The following is a 16,125-nucleotide window of genomic DNA, read 5'->3' as shown; positions in this document are numbered from 1 at the left end:
CGATTATCCCGGTGGCAGGCCGAACCAGATACGCCCCGCCATGGCTTGGGCAGGTAGCTGGAAGACCAGGGTGAGCCGCTCTGGCGTAAGCGCTTGCAATGGCGGCCCGGCTGTGATCAGGCGGCCTTCCTGCAGCAGCCAGGCCTGGTCGGCGTAATGCAGGGCCAGGTTGACATCGTGCAGGCTGGCAACCACGGCCAGGGGCAGCTTGCGTGCCAGTTCATGCAGGCCGGCCAGCAGTGTGTGCTGGTGGCGAGGATCCAGGCTGGCGGTAGGCTCGTCCAGCAACAGCAAGGCAGGGCCTTGGGCGGCGGCGGCACAGGCTTGCACCAGGACGCGTGCAAGCTGTACCCGTTGCCGCTCTCCGCCCGACAGGTGCACGTAGCGGCGTTCTGCCAGGGCATCTGCATCGGTAAGCCGCAGCACGCTGTCTATCAGTCCTTCCAGTTCGGCGACGGGGATGTCGGGGAAGGGCGTACTACCCAGCCTTGCCACTTCGCGGACACTGAAATCGAACTCCAGCGTACTTGACTGTGGCAGCAGGGCGCGACGGCGCGACAGGGTGCTGGCGTGGGTGCGGAACAGCGGCAGTCCATCGAACTCGCAGCTCCCAGATGTCGGTGTCAGCTCGCCAGCCGCCACTGCCAGCAGGCTGGACTTACCGGCGCCATTGGGGCCTAGCAGCGCAGTCAGCTGGCCAAGTGGGGCCGTGGCACTGACTTTTTCCAGCACTTGGCGGCCATCGCGTTCGAGGCTGAGTTGGGAGAGGATGAGCATGGCGGGCGGCTGGCGCCCTTGCCAGCAATTCGAATCAGGTTGCTTTTACTGTATAGGTGGGGTGGGGGCGCGGCAAGCCGCGGCCTCCAGACGGTCAGCCCCGGGGTATCAGCTCAGTCGCTCAGCGATCAGCTCTATCCAGTGCCGTATGGGGGTGCGGGTACCGGCTTGCAGGTGCGTCTGGCAGCCGATATTGGCCGTGGCTATCTGGTTGGGCTGGCCGGCTTGCAGTTTGGCCAGCTTGTCGCTGCGCAACTGGCTGGCGATATCTGCCTGCAATATCGAATAGCTGCCGGCAGAGCCGCAGCACAGGTGGGCATCGGCTACCGGCAGCAGCACATAGCCCAGCCGAACCAGCATGGCCTCTAGCGATGTTTTCTTGCGAAGACCGTGCTGCAGGCTGCAAGGGGCGTGGAACACCAACCTGGGGTCGGCGGGGGGGTGGAGTTGCGGTAGCAATTGGTCGAGATGCTGTAACACCAGGTCGGAGATATCCAGCGCGCTGGCCGAAACCCGCGCTGCGGCAGCGGCATGCGCTATGTCGCCCGCCAGCAACTGACCATACTCCACGACACTGGCGCCACAGCCACTGGCGGTATAGACGACGCCCGCCGCGCCCTGGGCCAGGGCATGGTCTGCTTGGGCCACCATACGCCGCATGTCGGCCAGGCCGTCGGCGGCATCATTCAGATGCCAGGCCAGCGCCCCACAGCAGCCCGATAGTGCCTGCAGGTCGATACCGCAGGCTGCCAATACCCGCGCCGCAGCGGCATTGATGGCGGGTGCCAGGGCGGGTTGCACGCATCCCTCCAGCATAAGCCAGCGTGGCCTGCCGGCTTGGGGGCGGGGACGGCGGGTGTCGCCCAGCCGGGGAATGCTGGCCAGGCGCTTGGGCAGCAGTGGTCGGCTCAGCCGCCCCAGCATGACCAGACCGCCAAACAAGGGGCGGTTGCGCAGCACCCGCTTGAGCAAGCTGCGCTTGAAGCCCTCCAGCAGAGGCCGCCCCAGCTGTGCCTCAAGGGCATGCCGGCCTATGTCCGCCAGCCGGTGGTACGCCACCCCCGATGGACAGGTGGTTTCGCAGGCGCGGCAGCTTAGGCAGCGATCCAGGTGTTGTTGGGTGCTGCGGCTGGCAGGCTGCCCCTCCAGCAGTTGCTTGATCAGGTAGATGCGGCCGCGTGGGCTGTCCAGCTCGTTGCCGCTCAGTTGGTAGGTCGGGCAGGTGGCCAGGCAAAAGCCACAATGCACGCAGCGTCGCAGGATGGCATCGGCTTCCTGCCCCTCGGTGGTGCTGATGTAGTGTGCGGTGAGCTGGGTCTGCATCAATCCCCCTGCCTGCGATTCAATATTTGCCGGGGGTCGAGCGCGCGGCGGATGCGAGCCTCCAGCGCAAGCAAGGTGGGATTGCGTGGCGCTGTTGGCCAGCCAGCCTGGCTGCGTTGCAGCAGCGCGTGCCCCCCGGCACTGCGAGCGCTGGTGTTGATGGCATGGGCGGCGTCCAAGGGTGCGCTGAGCCAGCGTCGGCCGCCAGCCCAGTCGATCAGCTGGGGGTAGTCCGCCAGCAGCGGTGGGCAGGTCTGCGGTAAGGACAAGCGCCAAAGGCCCTGCTCGGCACCGGGCGGTGCAAAGCTATCCAGCTGCATGGCTTGCAGTCGGGCAAACCAATGGCGTTCGACGTCAGGCTCGCCCCCCAGTTGCTGCTGTGCCGTCGCCACGGCGGCGGCATTGCCGGATAGCCGTATCCGCAGCAGGCCGCCTTGCCAGGCCGCCCCGGACAGCGGCCAGGGCGCCGCACAGAGCCGATTGGCCAACGCGATGGCGTCGGCTTGCGGCAGCTCGAATACCCGCACGGTCTCGACTTCGGGCAGGGGGAGTACCTTGAGATGGGCTTCGGTGATGAGCCCTAGCGTACCGTTGGCGCCTACCATCAAACGGGTCAGGTCAAAGCCGGCGACGTTTTTCATTACTCGACCGCCAAAGCGCATCAACTCACCCTGACCATTGAGTATCTCCACCCCCAGTAGCTGGTCGCGCATGGCACCGGCCCAAGGCCGGCGTGGGCCGCTCCAGCCGGTGGCCAGCGCGCCGCCCAGGGTGGCATGGCCACCGAAATCCGGCGGTTCGGCGGCCAGCATCTGTCCTTGGCTTGCCAGTACCGCCTGTATTTCGGCCAGCCGTGTACCGGCACGGGCGCTGATGACCCGCTCTGCCGGTGCGTAGTCGATGATGCCTACATGGCTGCCCACATGGAGGGCCTCGCCTTGCTGGGGGGCATGCCAGCCCTGTTTGCTACCGGCACCGACAATGCGCACGGGTACGGACATGGCGTGGGCTTGGCGCAGTTGCGCCTGTAGATCGGTCAGCATCAGAAGCGGGGGAGTTCGGGGTGGGGAAGCTGGCCCCGGTGCACATGCATGCGGCCATACTCGGCACAGCGATGCAGCGTGGGGATCAGCTTGCCGGGATTGAGCAGGCCCAGGGGATCGAAGGCAGCCTTGATGGCGCTGAATTGACCCAGTTCGGCAGCGTTGAACTGGGCGCACATGCCGTCCAGCTTCTCTATGCCGACACCGTGCTCGCCTGTGATGGCGCCACCTTCGCTGACACACAGGGCCGCAATATCGGTGCCGAACTGCTCGGCCCTGGCCAACTCCCCGGCTCGGTTGGCATCGAACAGGATCAAGGGGTGGAGATTGCCATCGCCGGCATGGAAGACATTGATGCAGGCCAACCCATATTGCGCGCTCAAGCTCGTGATACCCGCCAGTACCCGCCCGACTGCGGCGCGGGGAATGCTGCCATCCATGCAGTAATAATCGGGCGCCAGTTTGGCGGCCGCCGGAAAGGCGGCCTTGCGGCCTGCCCAGAGCTGTTGCCGTTCCGCCTCCGAGTCTGAGACCCGTAGCTCGCAGGCACCTGCTGCGCGCAGGACACGGCTCATCTGGACGATATCCGCCTCTACTTCCTCTGGCGTGCCATCGGCCTCGCACAGCAGGAGGGCGGCGACATCGGTGGGGTAGCCGGCATGGAGAAAGTCCTCCACGGCCCTTACCGTGGCGCCATCCATCATTTCCAGCGCGGCGGGCGTGGCGCCGCTGCCAACCAGCTGGGCCACGGCATCGGCTGCATGGCCCACCTCGGCGAAGCTGGCCAGAATGACGCGGGCCAGTTGCGGCTTGGGTAGTAGGCGGACTGTCACCTCGGTCACCACCGCCAATAGTCCCTCGCTGCCGGTCAGCAAGGCGAGCAGGTCGTAGCCGTTGCAATCCAGGGTGCCTCCCAGCTCCAGCAACTCGCCCTCCATGGTGACGGCGCGCAGCCCCAGCAGGTTGTGCACGGTCAGGCCGTACTTGAGGCAATGAATGCCGCCAGCGTTCTCCGCCACATTGCCACCGATGGTGCAGGCAATCTGGCTGGAGGGGTCTGGTGCGTAGTACAGGCCATAGTGGCCGGCCGCTTCGGAGATGGCTTGGTTGCGTACACCGGGCTGTACCCGCGCATAGCGGGCCAGGGGATCCAGGTAAAGCAGACGGCGCATGCGCGACATGCCCAGTAGCAGGCAGCCAGCCGTCGGCGTGGCGCCGCCTGACAAGCCCGTGCCGGCACCGCGGGCGACTACCGGTATGCGGTGGGCGTGGGCCAGTTGCAGAACGGCAATGACATCTTCTTCGCTGCCAGGCAGAGCGACAGCCATTGGCAAGGCGCGGTAGGCCGACAGGGCATCGCATTCGAATGCGCGCAGGCGTTCAACATCCAGGACCAGCGCTTCGGCGGGGAGGGTATGACGCAATGCGCTGAGGAATGCCTCGGACATGGGGGGCCTGACTGTCGTAGTGCTCTCATTTAAGAGCGCTACACGCCCGGCTACCAATAGGGAATACCCGCACCGATCTGTGTAATCAAGGTCTTAACTGTTTTTGGGCGGCTTCAGGCCATGAAAAAGCCACGGCATGCCGTGGCTTGATCGGTTTGCGCAGGGTAGCGCTTAGCTGGACTCGGCCATCTTGTCGCGCGCTTGCTGGAAGGCGCTGACTGCGGCGGCGGCAAAGCGGTTGCTGGCAAAGTTGGCTACCTGGCGGGTGGCCTTGGACATGGAGTCGAAAGCGCAGCTGCTGACGCAGACTGCCTTCTTAAGTGGGGCATTGACGGCTTCGGGTTGCGTGCCCAGGCTGACCAGCAGGGCGCGCTGTTGCTCGGCCCAGTTGCGTTCTACCAACTGCATGGCGTCGGTCAGGGCCGATACCTGTGCTACGAACAGGGCGCAGCTCAGGTGCAGGCTTTGATCCAGGTGCTGCTCCAGTTGCCGTGCGGGTTCTTGCGAGGTGTTGATGGCACGCATCCAGTCCCGGCAACCGTCGAACTGGGTACTCAGCAGGCGTTCGAAATTGCGATTGGCAATGTCGGCACCTTCGTTAAGGAACTCGAATTGTTGCTCCAGGCGGGGTAGGGCCCAGGCAGCGGTTGGCGCGTTCATAGGGAGATAAATCCTGATAATTCAGTCTTGTGGACGGATGTTGCGCTGCAATAATGTGCTGAGTCTATGCCGCCTGAGCAGGAAGTCAATCGGCTCGGTGGGTGGCGTGTGCGGTAGTGTGGTGCCGGCAATCAGGCCCAGGTCGCGTCCTGATTGATGCCGACCAGGGTTGGGCCGGCCATATCGAGCCGCAGATAGCCCCCTTTGCCAGCGTACCAATCTGGCAACACCCAGCGTTGCCGAAGGCCATGCTGCACCTCATGCTGGTGCCGGGCAGGACGGTGGGTATGGCCATGCAGCAGATGGGCGCCAGGGTATTTGGCCAGCAGGGCCGCAACGGCAAAGTCGTTCACATCCATGATGTCGCTGGCCTTTTGCTGCTTGGCCAACTGGCTGGCTGCCCGTATGCGGCTGATCTCAGCCTTGCGTTCGGCCAGCGTGCGGGCCAGGAAGGCGGCTTGCCAGGCAGGTTGACGAACCAGGGCGCGGAACTGCTGGTAGGGTAGGTCATCGGTGCATAGGGCATCGCCGTGGCTGAGCAACCAAGGCCGGCCAAATGCCGTAATCAGCGTGGGGTCGGCCAGCAAAATCGCACCGGCCGCCTTGGCGTATTGTTCGCCCAGCAGGAAATCACGGTTGCCATGCATGAGATGGACAGCCACCCCAGCCTGGCTCACCGCATGCAGGGCGGTGGCGATGCGCTGGTTGAGGGGGTCGTCGTCGTCATCGCCGGCCCAATACTCGAAGATATCCCCCAGCAGGTAAAGCGCTTGCGCCTGTCGCGCCGGGCCTGCCAGAAAGGACATGAAGGCGGCTTCGGTAGCCGGGTCGCTATCGGACAGGTGCAGATCGGAGGCAAACAGCAAGGGTGGCGGATTCATTCGGGCGGGCAACGTAAAACGGCGCGGAAGCGTCCGCGCCGTATTCTGGCAAAAAGTGCCGGCCGTATCAGGCCAGCTCGGCCTTTTCGATGACCACGTCTTCGACGGGCACATCCTGGTACATGCTCTTGTTGCCTGTCTTGACCGCCTTGATGGCGTCAACGACATCGGCGCCTTCCACTACTTTGCCGAACACGCAGTAGCCAAAGCCTTGCGCGGTGGGCGAGGTGTAGTTGAGGAAGTTGTTATTGCTGACGTTAATGAAGAACTGGGCACTGGCCGAGTGCGGATCGGGCGTACGGGCCATGGCCACGGTGTACTTGTCGTTCTTCAGGCCATTGGCTGCCTCGTTCTCGATTTGCTCGCGCGTGGGCTTTTGCTTCAGGCCAGCCTCGAACCCACCGCCCTGTATCATGAAGTCATTGATAACGCGGTGGAAGATGGTTCCGTCGTAGTGGCCGGACTTCACGTACTCGACGAAGTTGGCAACGGTCTTGGGGGCCTTGGCTTCATCGAGTTCGATGCCAATGAGGCCGTGGTTGGTGTGCAGATTGACGCGCATGGCGGTGTCCTTTCAGGAGTGTTTACTGCTTGGCCGGGTCGGCGGCGGGCGTGGGTGCCGGGGGCACTGCCGGAGCCGGTTTGGCGACACGGGTATCGGGTATCTGCTTGGCAGACTTGACGATGATGGGTTTGACCGGTACGTCGCGCATGCCGTTGATCATGCTGGTCGGCTCGGCAGCAATCTTTTCGACAACATCCATGCCGGCGATCACTTTGCCGAACACGGCATAGCCCCATCCGCGAGGGGATTCTTCGCGGTAGTCGAGCTGGACATTCTCGCCGACGTTGACATAGAACTGGGCGCTGGCTGAGTGCGGGTCCATGGTACGTGCCATGGCTAGCGTGCCGATGGCATTGGAGAGGCCGTTCTTGGCTTCATTCTCGATAGGCTTGCCGGTGGGCTTTTCCCGCATGTCTGGGGTGAAGCCACCGCCCTGAACCACGAAGCCAGGAATCACGCGATGGAAGATCGTGCCGTTGTAGTGGCCTTTCTTGACGTAGGCCAGGAAGTTGGCCACCGACTTAGGGGCTTTATCCTGGAACAGCTCTACATCGATATCACCCTGGTTGGTGGTGAAGCGCACCAGCGGGTTGGCCGCCAAGGCGGCGGGAGCAGCCAATACAAGTGCGAATGCGAGCAATAGTTTCTTCATGGATACGGTATCTCGGAAGAAGGGTGAGTTGATGGCAGCGGCCGGACAAACCCAGTGCGCTGCGAATGTAGTCCGGAATGGTAGCACACCCAGCCGGCTGCTCTCAGCAGGTGGCGGGCTGTGCTATCTGTCGCTACCAGGCAAGGCTGGTTATATCGATGCTGGTGCTGGCTGGGAGGCGCTCGAGGATCACGATATTGATGAAATAAATCATGCCAGGCCCTAGAATTGCCGGCCTTAAGCCATTAGCGGGAGTAGACCATGGACAAGCTGATTACCGAATTCGATCGCGCCCTGCGCACCGTGTTCGCACCGGCGGCCAGTCTGCGTCCGCATCCTGATGCAAAAATTGCCGAAGCCCAGCTGAGCGCCGAGGACAAGCGTCATGCGGCAGGCCTGATGCGCGTCAATCATTGTGGCGAGGTCTGTGCGCAGGCGCTCTACCAGGGTCAGGCACTGACTGCGCGCGATCCCAAGGCCCGTGAGGCATTACGCCAGGCCGCCCATGAGGAAGTCGAGCACCTGGCGTGGACCGAGCAGCGCATCGCAGAGTTGGGTGGGCGCCAGAGCGTGCTGAACCCGCTGTGGTATGCCGGCTCCTTGGCCATGGGGGTGGCGGCCGGGCTGGTGGGCGATCGCTGGAACCTGGGTTTTCTGGCTGAAACGGAACGTCAGGTGGGTGAGCATCTGGCCAGCCACCTGGGCAGCCTGCCCCAGGCTGATGAGCGCAGCCGTGCCATAGTCAGCCAGATGCATGCCGACGAGACCGCGCACGCCGAGATGGCGGTGGCGCTGGGCGCGGCCGAGCTACCACCACCGGCCAAGGCGGCCATGCGAGCCATGTCTCGGGTGATGACCAGCTTGTCCTATCGGGTCTGATCCCCCGCCTGTTTCCGCTGCCGACCCGGTCTGAACCCCGGCAGAATTAATAGACATGCCATGCGGGGCAGAGGCCTTGCCCCGGGTTATCTTGGTTATAAGAATAAGATTTTTATGATATTCCCCATTCGTTTTGATGGACTATGGCGGCATCGCGATTTTGTGCGGCTATGGCTGGCTCAAGGTATCTCGGACTTCGGCTCCTATATATCCCGGCTGGCTTTGCCATTGACTGCCGCCGTGCTGTTACATGCCACACCCATGGAAATGGGGGTGTTGATGGCCATCGAGGTGCTGCCCTTCGCCTTGTTCAGCCTGCACGGCGGGGTGCTGATAGACCGGGTGCGCCGGATGCCGCTGATGCTGGGGCGCGATGCCCTATGCGCAGTGGCCTTGCTAATTGTGCCGCTGGCGGCCTGGGGTGGTTGGCTCTCCATGCCGGTGCTATGGGTGGTGGGCTTTCTCTGCATGACGGCCGAGGTGATAGGTGGGTCGGCCCATCAGAGCTATGTCGCCATGCTGGTTGGCAAGGACAGGCTGGTGGAGGCACACAGCAAGTTCACCGCGACATCATCCACCGCGCAGCTGACCGCACCGGGCCTGGCGGGCCTACTGATACAGTGGCTGACGGCGCCGTTCGCCATCCTGTTTACGGCCGGCAGTTTCGTCATCTCTGCCTTAGTACTGCGAACGGTCAAAACGCCTGAACAGGCGCCTGTCTCGGCAGGCAATACGTCAGTGTGGCAGGAGATCAAGGCGGGTATCGATCTGGTCAGGCACACGCCGGTGCTTCGCGCCTTTGCCATACAGACAACCTTATGGCAGTTGCTGAACCATATGCTGGGTGCCGTGCTGGTGCTGTTTGCCACCCGCAATCTGGGGTTGGATGCCGGTGATATGGGCGTCAGCTACATGCTGGGTGGCCTGGGGAGTTTGGCGGCCGCCTTGTTGGCGGACAGACTGGGCAGGCGCTTTGGCATAGGCCCGACGGTAGGCATGGGCTTTGCCGCCACCGCCCTGGCCTGGCTGGGTTTCGCCCTGATCGTGCAAGGCTGGGGGCCGGCCATGCTGTGGTTCAGCCTGTGCCAGGCGCTATTTGCCTTCGGTGCGACCTTGTTTTCCATCAACTATCTGGCTGCCCGTGCCGCCGTGACACCCGATGCCCTGCTGGGGCGCATGATTGCCACCATGCGCTTTGTCACGGTGGCGCCCGCGCCCCTGGGGGCATTGGCAGGCGGGATGCTGGCTACTGCGCTGGGTTTGCGTGGTGCTATCTACGTGATCGCCGCCATGGGTCTGGTACTGGCCTGGCATGCCCTGTACCGGTCGCCGGCCCGCTTGCTGCTGGTGCTGCCCAAGCGGACTGAGGAGGCGCCCACCCAGGGTGGGCATTAGACTTCAACTATCTCGAAGTCGTGGGTGATCTCGGCAGTCTTGCCCAGCATGATGGAGGCAGAGCAATACTTCTCGGCTGACAGGTCGATGGCGCGCTTGACCTGGTCTGCCTTGAGGGCGCGGCCCTTGACGATGAAGTGCATATGGATGCGGGTGAAGACCTTAGGTTCGGTGTCTGCCCGCTCTGCCTGCAGTTCCACCTCGCAATCCACCACGTCGGCCCGGCTTTTTTTCAGGATGGTGATCACATCGAAGGCCGTGCAGCCGCCTGTGCCCATCAGCACCATCTCCATGGGCCGAAAGCCCAGGTTCTTGCCGCCAGCGGCAGGGGCGCCATCCATCAGCACGGAATGACCTGATTCGCTTTGAGCCAGAAAGCTGACGTTCTCTATCCACTTGATGCGGGCTTGCATGGACTGTTCCTTGTTAGCGGTAGTTTGGGGGTCTTTTTGACGCGATGCGCAAGCGGACCAGGGGTGTTGCGGTCTCTGGAGTTACAGAAGCGTAGCAAAAGTGCGGAATTAGTGCATTTCCTCTAATTTTTCTTTGTAACTTTATTTCTAATTGCTTGATTTATGGCGCACCGCACAAAAAACGACTTGCATAAAAAGTAAGCTTCACGTAGTATTCGAACTGCATTGAGGCTGTACACGCAATGTGTGTGCTTTGATGTTGTCTCCTCCATCCTCCTTCTTTGGTGGAATTAGCGCGCAAGCCCAACTGGCTTGCGCTTTTTTTTGCCCCTGCTGGTAACATGTACGGCTTGGGCAAGCACCGTGTGGGAATGGCAGTAGATGGCGGCAAGAGCCTGTATATCAAGCTATCAGCCGCGTTTCGCCGGGCGTGGCTGCAATGTGTGGCGCAGGCCCCAACTATCATCTGTGTTCGGTTTGACAGCGCTTTGTTTTATCACATAGAATGCGCGACTTTCCGTAAATCGAACGAATCTGGAAGAGCCGTATGAAAACCTTCTCCGCCAAGCCGCATGAGGTACAGCGTGACTGGTTCGTGGTCGACGCCACCGACAAAGTACTCGGTCGTCTCGCCGCTGAAATCGCTCACCGCCTGCGTGGCAAGCACAAAGCTATCTATACCCCCCACGTTGATACCGGTGACTTCATTGTCGTCGTCAACGCTGGCAAACTGCGCGTGACCGGCGACAAGGCACAGCAGAAAACCTACTTCCGTCACTCGGGCTACCCGGGCGGCATTTACGAGCGTTCCTTCACCGAAATGCAGGAACGTTTCCCCGAGCGCGTGCTCGAGAAGGCCGTGAAGGGCATGCTGCCCAAGGGTCCGCTCGGCTACGCCATGATCAAGAAGCTCAAGGTCTACGCTAGCGCAGAGCACCCGCACGTTGCGCAACAGCCTAAAGTCCTCGAGATCTAACTTAATCAGATACAAGGACTGACAAAATGGTTGGTAAGTACTACTACGGCACTGGCCGTCGCAAGAGCTCGGTTGCTCGCGTGTTCCTGGCCAAGGGCACCGGCAAGATCGTCGTCAACGGCAAGCCGCTGGATCAGTATTTCTCGCGTGAGACCGGCCGCATGGTCGTTCGTCAGCCGCTGGTGCTGACCGAGAACCTGGAAGCTTTCGACATCCTGGTGAACGTTGTTGGTGGTGGCGAAACCGGCCAAGCCGGCGCCCTGCGCCATGGCATCACCCGCGCCCTGATCGAATTCGACGCTGCGCTGAAGCCCACGCTGTCGAAGGCTGGTCTGGTGACCCGTGATGCACGTGAAGTTGAACGTAAGAAGGTCGGTCTGCGTAAGGCCCGCCGCGCCAAGCAGTTCTCGAAGCGCTAAGCTGTACGCGATTCGACGCGAAGATTCGTTCGAGTACGCCGGCGCAAGCCGGGAAAAAGCCGCCAGGTTCACTGGCGGCTTTTTCTTTGGCTATCGTATCTATCCGGCATATTGCGGAATCGTTGTATGATCGCGCTTCCCTGGTTTCTAAGTGGCATTGGATACAAGCATGATCAAAGTGGGCATAGTGGGTGGGACAGGTTACACCGGTGTAGAGTTGATGCGGCTGTTGGCTCGTCACGACGGTGTGCAGTTGCAGGCGATCACGTCGCGCAAGGAAGCCGGCATGCCGGTGGCTGAGATGTATCCCAGCCTGCGCGGCCATGTAGACATCGCTTTCTCCACACCTGCCGATGCCAGCCTGGACCAGTGCGATGTGGTCTTCTTTGCGACGCCCAACGGCATCGCAATGGGGGAGGCAGAGGCCTTGCTGGCTGCTGGCGTCAAGGTCATCGACCTGGCGGCGGATTTCCGCATCAAGGACGTGGCCGAATGGGAAAAATGGTATGGCATGAGCCATGCGTCACCAGCCTTGGTGGGTGAGGCCGTTTATGGCCTGCCCGAAATCAACCGCGAACAGATACGCCAGGCGCGCCTGGTGGCCAATCCGGGTTGCTATCCCACGGCGGTGCAGCTGGGGTTCTTACCCCTGATCGAAGCGGGTGCGGTGGATGTGACCAGCCTGATTGCCGACAGCAAGTCGGGTGTTTCAGGCGCAGGCCGCAAGGCTGAGGTGCACACGCTGATGTGCGAGGCCGGCGATAACTTCAAGGCCTATGGCGTAGGTGGCCATCGCCATCTGCCTGAGATCAAGCAGGGCTTGGCGCGTGCCGCAGGCGGCCCGGTGGGCCTGACTTTCGTACCCCATCTGACGCCCATGATACGGGGCATACATGCCACCTTGTATGCCCGCCTGACCCGCGATATCGATGTACAGGCGCTGTACCAGCAGCGCTATGCCGGCGAGCGTTTTGTCGATGTGATGCCGGCCGGCAGTACGCCGGAAACCCGCTCGGTGCGTGGCGCCAACACCTGCCGCATGGCGGTCTACCGTCCCCAGGGCGGCGATACGGTCGTCGTGTTGTCGGTGATCGACAACCTGGTCAAGGGAGCTGCCGGCCAGGCAGTACAGAATATGAACCTGATGTTCGGTTTGCCCGAAGGTCAGGGGCTTGATGTCGTCCCCTTGCTACCCTAGGCCGTAGCATGATAGGTCGCTGGAAACGTCGCGGTAATCACCTGGCTACCGCCAAACTGGCCGTCAAGCGGCATTTACCCTGGTATGCCCAGTTCGGCTTGGCTATTGTGCTGGTCTGCATGTTGGCGGGCATGGGAATAGCTGTGTATCGCTATGGCGAGCAGGAGGGGCGCCGCGACCCCAGTGCCTTGCTGGCGGTGCAAGGCGCGTCGCAGCAAAGCGATCGCTTGCAGGCTGAGCTACAGGCCAACCGGCAAAAGCTGATGGCGCTGGAGCAACAACTGCGGTTGGAAATGGCGACGCGCGAGACCTTGTCGCGCCAGTTGGGCCAGTTGCAGAATGACAATAGCGGGCTGCGTGAGCAGATCGCTTTCTACGAATCGCTGTTGACCAAGACAGACCGCGCCCCGGCGCTGGCCATAGATCAGCTCAGGGTAGAGGCGCTGACACCGGGACAGTACCGCCTGCGGGCCATCTTGGTACAGGGCCAATCCAGCCAAGAGCCCTTCAAGGGTGAGGTGGATTTTCAACTGGTGGTGGAGCGCGCCGGCCGGCGCGTTACCATGACCTGGCCTGAGCGCCGTATACCATTGAATGTTTCGCGCTATACCCGGCTGGAGAAGGAAACCGACCTTGGGGTCGATGCCAAGCTCAAGCAGGTGGAAATGCGTGTGTACGCGGTGGGTGACAACCGCGTCAAACTCTCTCGCAGCTATGATGTGAAAGGATAGAGCCGTGTTCGGTAACAACAAGCAGAAAGCCACCAACCGTATCGACAGCCTGATAGGCCTGGAGACCCGGATCGACGGCAATATGACATTCTCCGGCGGCTTGCGGGTAGATGGCGAAGTGCACGGTGATGTGACCGCTGCGGCCAACGACAAGCAAAGCACCCTGGTGGTGAGTGAGAAGGCCAGGGTCAAGGGTACGGTGCGAGTAGGGCATCTGGTGCTCAACGGTACGGTAGAGGGGCCTATCTATGCCGCCCACTATCTTGAGCTGCAGTCCAAGTGCCGGGTGGTGGGCGATGTCTACTACCAGACGCTGGAAATGCACCCGGGTGCAGTGGTGTCCGGTCAGTTGATACATCTGGCAGGCAAGGACCAGCCGGTGGCCATGCTGTCCTCGCCAGTTGAAACTGTGATGGATTGACCCCATCTAAAGGGGTGTGTAGAGAGCACGCTTGCACGTGCTCCCGGAAACGTCACTGTCCGTACCACCAAGGTGGGTAGCCATTGCCTGCCGCGACAACCGGCTTTCGAGCCACCTGCACGTGCCTATACTTGATGGGCGATGCGGCTTAGGTGCCGGTGTCGGGTATGGATAGGAGATGGCGTTTCTGGCGGTGCCCCGGCGGTAGGGGGGCCAGCATGACGGCAACGCAGTTAAGACCATGATGTAGCAAGGGTTAACAAGCGGGCCAGAAGCGCGGATAATCGCGGCTAAATAATTGAATCGTCTGGAGTACCATCATGAATGCACCCGCAGAGATTGCCACCCCCTTTGTCTTTACCGACAACGCTGCCGCCAAGGTGGCCGACCTGATTGCCGAAGAAGGCAACCCCGACCTGAAGCTGCGCGTGTTTGTAACAGGCGGCGGTTGTTCGGGCTTCCAGTACGGCTTCACTTTTGACGAGATCGCCAATGAGGACGACTCGGCCTACACCAAGAATGGCGTGACGCTGTTGATTGATCCGATGAGCTACCAGTATCTGGTCGGCGCTGAGATCGACTATGTGGAAAGCATCGAAGGTTCGCAGTTCACCATCAAGAACCCGAATGCCTCGTCCACCTGTGGCTGCGGCTCGTCTTTCTCGGCCTGATCAAGCCGGCAGGACAAGCAAAACGCCCCGCATGCGGGGCGTTTTGCTTGGGTGTGTACTTAGCGGTTCTTACTTGGGCTGCATGCGCAGGGCCCCATCCAGCCGTATCACCTCGCCATTGAGCATGGGGTTGGTCACGATGGCGGCCACCAGCTGGGCGTATTCATCCGGTTCGCCCATACGCGAGGGGAAGGGCACGCCAGCGCCCAGGCTGTCCTGCACTTCCTGTGGCAGGCTGGCCATCATGGGGGTCTTGAAGATGCCGGGGGCAATGGTCATGACGCGTATGCCGAAGCGGGCCAGTTCGCGCGCGGCGGGTAGGGTCAGGCCCACAATGCCGGCCTTGGAGGCAGTGTAGGCGCACTGGCCGATCTGGCCGTCAAAGGCGGCAACCGATGCGGTATTGATAATGACGCCGCGCTCGGCACTGTTGTGCGCCGGCTGCTTGCTCATGGCCTCTGCCGCCAGGCGCAACAGGTTGAAACTGCCGACCAGATTGACGTCTATCACGCGCTTGAAGCTATCCAAGGCGTGGGCGGCTTCCTTGCCGACGACCTTCTCGCCATGCACGATGCCGGCACAGTTCACCAGCACATCCAGCTTGCCGAAGCGCTCGCCAGCCAGCGCGACGGCGGCCCTGCAACTGGCTTCGTCGGCCACATCGGCACGGGCAAATAGGGCGTTGGCGCCCAGTTCCTCGGCCAGCGCCAGGCCGGCAGCCTCATTGCGGTCGACGATGACGGCACGACCGCCACTTGCCACTGCCATGCGCACCACTGCGGCGCCCAGTCCCGACGCGCCGCCGGTTACCAGAAATACACTGTCCTTGATCTGCATTACTACTGTCTCCTATGGGTATGGAGGGCGTGGGCCGCTGGCCTCGCCCTTGAGCATCAGCACACCTGCGCCGGGGTACGGGCGCGGCGAGCTACGCCGATAAGGCAGGGGGCTTACCCCTGCTTCTCGACGATTTCCTTGAGATTGCTGAGGCCGGCTTCGAAGTCCGGGCCCACCATCTGATCCATGAACAGACCGAAGTAGCGATTGACCGGGTTGTTGCCCATATCGCCCTCATTGGTCCAGGTGACTTTGGTGCCTGTTCCGGCAGGCTCCAGCCTCAATACGCCGGTGGAACTCATGCCAAAGTCAGGAAAACTGAGCCGATAGGTCAGCTGCCTGTTGGTGTCCACGGCGGTAAAGGTCATGTTGCCATTGCCTTCGGTAGCGCTTTGCCAGCGCCAGGCGGCATCCACACCCTGTTCAGGCCCGGCGTAATCGATCTGCATGGCCGGGTCACGCCGATTCCAGACCGACCAGTTTTTCCAGGCTCGAGGCTTATCCAGGTGGGAAAAGATGCGTTCGGCCGGCGCATTGATGACCAGGCTGCGAGAGATGGCGAAATGGCTGGGCAATAGCAAGCCGATTACCAGCAGCAAGGCGACCAGCCCCGCCACGACAAGGACGAAACGCTTCAAAAGCTTCACGGTGGGCTCCCGCAGGGTTTGGGGTGCGGGGAATATAGCGCAAACCGGGATGGGCTGTAGATAACAACGTTGGCAGGGTTTTGTTAGCAGTGCTTGTTGGAACAGGCGCTAAGAGCCTGTTCAAAGTCTTTTCACCGCGTCGCTGATCTGGAAAATGGCCAGGCACAAGGCGTGGTGCGCAGGCAATAA

At 61.8% G+C, this 16,125-nt stretch carries 19 protein-coding genes; 8 read left to right on the top strand and 11 right to left on the bottom strand.

Features of this window, described 5'->3' with window-relative positions; all coding sequences use genetic code 11:
* Window positions 1–3: 3 nt before the first annotated feature.
* From QQK16_RS00560 to QQK16_RS00525, 8 genes are all read right to left on the bottom strand, one after another.
* Window positions 4–777 (bottom strand): heme ABC transporter ATP-binding protein, encoded by a 774-nt coding sequence (locus QQK16_RS00560; protein ID WP_284194480.1) that lies wholly within the window; start codon window positions 775–777, stop codon window positions 4–6.
* A gap of 108 nt (window positions 778–885) precedes the next feature.
* Window positions 886–2,100, bottom strand: coding sequence for a glycolate oxidase subunit GlcF (gene glcF / locus QQK16_RS00555; RefSeq protein WP_284194479.1), 1,215 nt, complete (start codon window positions 2,098–2,100; stop codon window positions 886–888).
* Window positions 2,100–3,143: a glycolate oxidase subunit GlcE gene (gene glcE / locus QQK16_RS00550; protein WP_284194478.1), complete on the bottom strand. Its 1,044-nt coding sequence runs from the start codon at window positions 3,141–3,143 to the stop codon at window positions 2,100–2,102. Before glcE ends, glcF begins: the two co-directional genes overlap by 1 nt.
* Complete coding sequence (locus tag QQK16_RS00545; RefSeq protein WP_284194477.1) at window positions 3,143–4,591, bottom strand: FAD-linked oxidase C-terminal domain-containing protein; 1,449 nt, start codon at window positions 4,589–4,591, stop codon at window positions 3,143–3,145. Before QQK16_RS00545 ends, glcE begins: the two co-directional genes overlap by 1 nt.
* Before the next feature lie 171 nt (window positions 4,592–4,762).
* The gene (locus QQK16_RS00540; protein WP_284194476.1) at window positions 4,763–5,251 is read right to left on the bottom strand and encodes a hypothetical protein; all 489 of its coding nucleotides are present in this window, start codon (window positions 5,249–5,251) and stop codon (window positions 4,763–4,765) included.
* A 131-nt stretch (window positions 5,252–5,382) separates the two neighbouring features.
* Entirely contained in the window at window positions 5,383–6,132 is a 750-nt protein-coding gene (locus QQK16_RS00535; RefSeq protein ID WP_284194475.1) for a UDP-2,3-diacylglucosamine diphosphatase, read from the bottom strand.
* 67 nt (window positions 6,133–6,199) lie between these two features.
* Window positions 6,200–6,694 carry a peptidylprolyl isomerase gene (locus QQK16_RS00530; protein WP_284194474.1) on the bottom strand — a complete coding sequence of 165 codons (495 nt, stop codon included), beginning with the start codon at window positions 6,692–6,694 and terminating at the stop codon, window positions 6,200–6,202.
* Between the two features lie 22 nt (window positions 6,695–6,716).
* Window positions 6,717–7,349, bottom strand: a complete 633-nt coding sequence (locus tag QQK16_RS00525; RefSeq protein ID WP_284194473.1) for a peptidylprolyl isomerase — start codon at window positions 7,347–7,349, stop codon at window positions 6,717–6,719.
* A gap of 261 nt (window positions 7,350–7,610) precedes the next feature.
* On the opposite strand from QQK16_RS00525, the gene coq7 reads away from it, so the two are divergent.
* A complete protein-coding gene (gene coq7 / locus QQK16_RS00520) occupies window positions 7,611–8,228 on the top strand; it encodes a 2-polyprenyl-3-methyl-6-methoxy-1,4-benzoquinone monooxygenase (RefSeq protein WP_284194472.1) in 618 nt (205 codons plus the stop codon).
* A gap of 114 nt (window positions 8,229–8,342) precedes the next feature.
* Entirely contained in the window at window positions 8,343–9,623 is a 1,281-nt protein-coding gene (locus tag QQK16_RS00515; RefSeq protein ID WP_284194471.1) for an MFS transporter, read from the top strand.
* Here QQK16_RS00515 and QQK16_RS00510 read toward each other — a convergent pair.
* Window positions 9,620–10,036 carry an OsmC family protein gene (locus QQK16_RS00510; RefSeq protein WP_284194470.1) on the bottom strand — a complete coding sequence of 139 codons (417 nt, stop codon included), beginning with the start codon at window positions 10,034–10,036 and terminating at the stop codon, window positions 9,620–9,622. The two genes, QQK16_RS00515 and QQK16_RS00510, sit on opposite strands and share 4 nt — an antisense overlap.
* 547 nt (window positions 10,037–10,583) lie before the next feature.
* Between QQK16_RS00510 and rplM the strand changes: the two genes are divergently transcribed.
* The 6 genes from rplM (at window position 10,584) to erpA (ending at window position 14,452) form a co-directional block, all read left to right on the top strand.
* Window positions 10,584–11,012 (top strand): 50S ribosomal protein L13, encoded by a 429-nt coding sequence (gene rplM, locus QQK16_RS00505; RefSeq protein WP_284194469.1) that lies wholly within the window; start codon window positions 10,584–10,586, stop codon window positions 11,010–11,012.
* A 26-nt stretch (window positions 11,013–11,038) separates the two neighbouring features.
* Window positions 11,039–11,431 carry a 30S ribosomal protein S9 gene (rpsI, locus tag QQK16_RS00500; protein ID WP_284194468.1) on the top strand — a complete coding sequence of 131 codons (393 nt, stop codon included), beginning with the start codon at window positions 11,039–11,041 and terminating at the stop codon, window positions 11,429–11,431.
* A 169-nt stretch (window positions 11,432–11,600) separates the two neighbouring features.
* A complete protein-coding gene (argC, locus tag QQK16_RS00495; RefSeq protein ID WP_284194467.1) occupies window positions 11,601–12,629 on the top strand; it encodes an N-acetyl-gamma-glutamyl-phosphate reductase in 1,029 nt (342 codons plus the stop codon).
* A gap of 8 nt (window positions 12,630–12,637) precedes the next feature.
* Window positions 12,638–13,360, top strand: coding sequence for a DUF6776 family protein (locus QQK16_RS00490; protein WP_284194466.1), 723 nt, complete (start codon window positions 12,638–12,640; stop codon window positions 13,358–13,360).
* Window positions 13,361–13,364: 4 nt separating this feature from the next.
* Window positions 13,365–13,781 (top strand): bactofilin family protein, encoded by a 417-nt coding sequence (locus QQK16_RS00485; protein ID WP_284194465.1) that lies wholly within the window; start codon window positions 13,365–13,367, stop codon window positions 13,779–13,781.
* Between the two features lie 320 nt (window positions 13,782–14,101).
* The gene (erpA, locus tag QQK16_RS00480) at window positions 14,102–14,452 is read left to right on the top strand and encodes an iron-sulfur cluster insertion protein ErpA (protein ID WP_284194464.1); all 351 of its coding nucleotides are present in this window, start codon (window positions 14,102–14,104) and stop codon (window positions 14,450–14,452) included.
* A gap of 69 nt (window positions 14,453–14,521) precedes the next feature.
* On the opposite strand, the gene QQK16_RS00475 is transcribed toward erpA, so the two are convergent.
* Complete coding sequence (locus QQK16_RS00475; protein ID WP_284194463.1) at window positions 14,522–15,289, bottom strand: 3-hydroxyacyl-CoA dehydrogenase; 768 nt, start codon at window positions 15,287–15,289, stop codon at window positions 14,522–14,524.
* A gap of 113 nt (window positions 15,290–15,402) precedes the next feature.
* Window positions 15,403–15,936 carry an SRPBCC family protein gene (locus QQK16_RS00470; RefSeq protein ID WP_284194462.1) on the bottom strand — a complete coding sequence of 178 codons (534 nt, stop codon included), beginning with the start codon at window positions 15,934–15,936 and terminating at the stop codon, window positions 15,403–15,405.
* Between the last annotated feature and the right edge of the window lie 189 nt (window positions 15,937–16,125).

Origin of the sequence: Chitinimonas prasina, assembly GCF_030160395.1 — a bacterium.
Lineage (GTDB): Bacteria > Pseudomonadota > Gammaproteobacteria > Burkholderiales > Chitinimonadaceae > Chitinimonas > Chitinimonas prasina.
The sequence above is the reverse complement of the archived record's forward strand: the minus strand, read 5'-3'. Positions and strand labels throughout refer to the sequence as shown.